Source organism: Gammaproteobacteria bacterium (genome assembly GCA_036381015.1).
In the GTDB taxonomy this organism is placed as follows: Bacteria; Pseudomonadota; Gammaproteobacteria; order Steroidobacterales; family Rariloculaceae; genus ZC4RG20.
Window position 1 is genome coordinate 1 of record DASVDR010000023.1, and the last position, 2,897, is coordinate 2,897.

The 2,897-nt window shown below is 67.5% G+C and carries 2 protein-coding genes; both read left to right on the forward strand.

Annotated features, from left to right (window positions below):
- Positions 1-1,450: alginate lyase family protein (locus VF329_08480; GenBank protein ID HEX7081033.1), on the forward strand; the 1,450-nt coding region annotated here is incomplete at its 5' end.
- Positions 1,451-1,583: 133 nt separating this feature from the next.
- Entirely contained in the window at positions 1,584-2,891 is a 1,308-nt protein-coding gene (locus VF329_08485) for a nucleotide sugar dehydrogenase (GenBank protein HEX7081034.1), read from the forward strand.
- Positions 2,892-2,897 lie beyond the last annotated feature (6 nt).

Below are 2,897 nucleotides of genomic sequence, written 5' to 3' on the forward strand. Positions count from 1 at the left end.
GGGCGGGCCCGGCGGTACGGCCCAGACGGGATCGTGCTCGCGCGCCGCGGCCGCGTATCAGCACATGCACTTCATCCGGGGAAATCTGTCGCGCTACTCCTCCGCCAACAACCATCTGATCGGCGAGCTCGCCGGTCTCTACATCGGCGCGCATACGTGGCCGTACTGGCCGCAGACGCGGAAGTGGCGGCAGTACGCCAAGTGCCAACTGATGCGCGAGTGCGATCTGCAGAACGCGGGCGACGGCGTCAACCGCGAGCAGGCGATCGCCTACCAGCAGTTCGTGCTCGACTTCCTGCTGCTCGCGGCGCTCGCCGGCCGCGCCAACGGCGACGATTTCCCGGTCGCCTATTGGAAGCGCGCCGAACGGATGCTCGAGTTCATCGGCGCAGTGATGGACGCGCGCGGCAACGTTCCCATGATCGGCGATGCCGACGACGGCTATGTCGTGCGGCTGTCGCAGGAGGAGGGGTTCTGTCCCTACCGCTCGCTGCTCGCGAGCGGGGCAATCCTCTTCAATCGGCCGGACTTCAAGTTCAAGGCCGGTGCGCTCGACCACAAGAGCCGCTGGCTGTTCGGGGAGGCGGGCGCCGTCAAGTACGGCGAGATCAACGCCGATCGCCCCCGCTGGCCGCGTCAGTTCCCCGAGGGCGGCTACTACGTGCTCGGCACGGACTTCGATACCGAGGGCGAGGTACGCATCGTGGTCGATGCCGGCCCCCTGGGCTACCAGCGCATCGCGGCGCACGGACACGCCGACGCGCTGGCGTTCACCTTGTCGATCGGCGGCTGCGAGTTCCTCGTGGACCCGGGAACCTACGCCTACCATACCGAACGCGAGTGGCGCGCGTATTTCCGCGGGACCCGGGCGCACAATACCGTGTGCGTCGACGGCGCGGACCAGTCGGTGCAGGGCGGCAGCTTCCTGTGGCTGCAGCACGCACGCGCGAAGTGCACGCGCTGGGAGATCGGCGAGGACTTCGATCGCTTCGCCGCCGAGCACGACGGCTATCGTCGGCTCGCCGACCCCGTGATCCACCGGCGCGAGCTCGCGTTCGACAAGAAGCAACGGCGTCTCGAGGTGGTCGACTGGCTCGACTGCGGCGGCACGCACGTCGCCGAGCGCTGCTGGCATTTCGCGGAGGACGTGGAGGTTCGCGTGGAGCCGGACGGCACCATCCATGCCGCGAAGGCGGGATGCGTGCTGCGACTGCGCCCGTGCGAGGCGGTGAGCACGCGTTTGCACTACGGCGAGACGCCGCCGCGGGGCGGCTGGGTCTCACGGCGCTTCGACGCGAAAGTGCCGACGCATACCGTGGTCTGGCGCAGCGAGATCGCGGAATCGGCGCGACTGCGCGCCGTGCTCGAATGTGTGCCCGCGCAGCGGGCGGCCGAGGATCCACGACTCGCGGCAGCGAGCAAGTCGGAAGTGACGGGAGGGCAGATGTAAACCGCCGTGCGTTGAGGCCGCGCCCGATTCGGAGCGCGTCCATAGGTAGCAATCCCGATACTCGCCGCCGCACGAAGCGGGCGAAATAGCGCTCCAACAACAACGCCACGATGGCGCAAGACCTCATAGGGACATGAGAGTAAGCATCTTCGGGCTGGGATACGTCGGCGCCGTGTCGGCGGCGTGCCTCGCGCGCGCGGGACACGAGGTGATCGGCGTCGATCCGGCGGAAATCAAAGTCGACCTCATCAACCGCGGCCGCGCACCGATCATCGAGCAGGACTTGGGCGAGCTGATCGCCGAAGCGGCGGCGGCCGGGCGCCTGCGCGCCACGACGGATATCGCCGAGGCGATGCGCGCGAGCGACGTCTCCCTCGTCTGCGTCGGGACGCCGAGTCTGCTCAACGGCGGGCTCGACTTGAGCCACGTGCGCCGGGTGTGCGAGCAGATCGGGCGCGAGCTGCGCCGCAAATCCGCGTTCCACACGGTGGTCGTCCGCAGCACCATGCTCCCCGGGTCCATGCGCGGGCTGGTCATCCCGACGCTCGAGGAGTTCGCGCGCAAGCGCGCGGGCATCGAGTTCGGCGTATGCATCAACCCGGAGTTCCTGCGCGAAGGCAGCGCGGTGCACGACTTCCATCATCCGCCGAAGACCGTCATCGGCGAGCTCGATGCGGCGAGCGGTGACGCCGCGCTCGCGCTCTACGCGCACATCGACGCGCCGGTGGTGCGCACCGACATCGAGACGGCCGAGATGGTGAAGTACACCGACAACGTCTGGCACGCGCTCAAGATCGGATTTGCCAACGAGATCGGCAACATCTGCAAGGCGCTCGGGATCGACGCGCACAGGGTGATGGACATCTTCTGCCGCGACACCAAGCTCAATCTCTCGCCGTACTATCTGAAGCCCGGATTCGCCTTCGGCGGCTCGTGCCTGCCCAAGGACGTGCGCGCGCTGCTCTACAAGAGCCGTACGCTCGATCTCGAGCTGCCCATTCTGAGCGCGATTCTTCCGAGCAACGAGCGCCAGATCGAGCGCGGCCTCCGGATGATCCTGGAGCAGGAGCGGCGCCGTGTCGGCGTGCTCGGCTTCAGCTTCAAGGCCGGCACCGACGATCTGCGCGAGAGCCCGATGGTGGAGGTGATCGAGCGGCTGATCGGCAAGGGTTACGAGCTCAAGCTCTACGATCGCAACGTGCGTCTCGCGGGGCTCGTCGGCGCCAACCGCGACTACATCCTGAACCGCATTCCGCACATCTCGCGGCTCATGGCGGACACGAGGCGCGAGGTGCTCGACTTCGCGGACACGGTCGTGATCGGTACGCACGACCAGGAGTTTCGCGACGTTGCGCGGGAGCTGCGCGACGAACAGGTGCTCATCGACTTCGTTCGCGTCACCGACGTACGGGCGCCGAACTACCATGGCATCTGCTGGTAAGCCGCG